The 1309-nt window shown below is 43.8% G+C and carries 1 pseudogene; it reads right to left on the bottom strand.

The window, feature by feature from the left end:
* Nucleotides 1-10: 10 nt before the first annotated feature.
* A pseudogene (locus VXQ92_RS18510) lies at nucleotides 11-1309 on the bottom strand (DNA-directed RNA polymerase subunit beta'); the annotation flags it as partial.

Here is a 1309-nt window from a genome sequence, read left to right as displayed (position 1 = left end):
AAGTTTAAGCTTAGAATTGTTCTGAGTTTAAAGCTTGGCTAAATGCTTGGTCTACTTCGCTGAAGTCATTATGAAGAGCATGTTCTGCTGCTTCCGCTTCTTGACGACGACGCTCTAAGTGGTATGCAAGACCAGTACCCGCTGGAATCAAGCGACCCACTACAACGTTTTCTTTCAAGCCACGTAAATCATCTTCTTTACCTGTTACAGCCGCTTCAGTTAACACACGAGTTGTTTCCTGGAACGATGCAGCAGAGATGAATGAGTCAGTAGAAAGCGATGCTTTCGTAATACCCATCAATTGACGTTCAAACTTCGCAGGGAACTTGTTCTGAGCCAAGACAGCTTGGTTCTCTTGAACAACACGGATGTAATCCACTTGTTCACCTTTGATGAAGCTTGTATCACCACCATCGATGATATCAACTTTACGCAACATTTGACGTACGATAACTTCAATGTGCTTATCGTTGATTTTTACACCTTGGAGACGGTAAACGTCTTGAACTTCGTTCACGATGTAGTTAGTTAAAGCAACTTCACCTTTCAAGCGTAAGATGTCATGTGGATTTTGTGGACCATCAGAAATGGTTTCACCACGGTTCACATGTTCACCTTCAAACACGTTGATTTGACGCCATTTTGGAATCAACTCTTCGTAAATTTCAGAACCGTCATCTGGAGTAATCACTAAACGGTTCTTACCTTTGGTCTCTTTACCGAAGCTTACGATACCAGACACTTCTGCCAAGATCGCATGTTCTTTCGGCTTACGTGCTTCGAACAAGTCAGCAACACGCGGAAGACCACCGGTAATATCACGAGTACGTGAAGATTCTTGTGGTACACGACCGATAACGTCACCCACACCAATTGTTTCGCCGTCGCGAACGGTCACAATTGTATTTTGTGGTAAGAAGTAGAACTGTTCACCGCCATCAGTTGTATCTAATACGATTGCTGGACGTAAATCTTTACCAGAAGCAGGACGTGCTGTTACAGGCAAGATTTCAACAGTTGTCATACCAGTTGCATCATCAGTTTTAGATGTTGCAGTTACACCATCAGCAATTTGGCTGAAACGTGCTTTACCAGCAACTTCTGTTACTAATGGATGCGTATGCGGATCCCATGTCGCAACGATACCACCAGCCTCAACAAGCTCACCATCTTTCAACAAGATGCTCGCACCGTAAGGAAGTTTGTAGCGTTCACGCTCACGACCTAACTCATCGGCAATACCAATTTCACCTGAACGTGAAACTGAAACCAAGTGGCCTTTCGCATGTTGTACAGTTTTTACGTTATG

The organism is Acinetobacter sp. 228, from assembly GCF_048147885.1.
The sequence above is the reverse complement of the archived record's forward strand: the minus strand, read 5'-3'. Positions and strand labels throughout refer to the sequence as shown.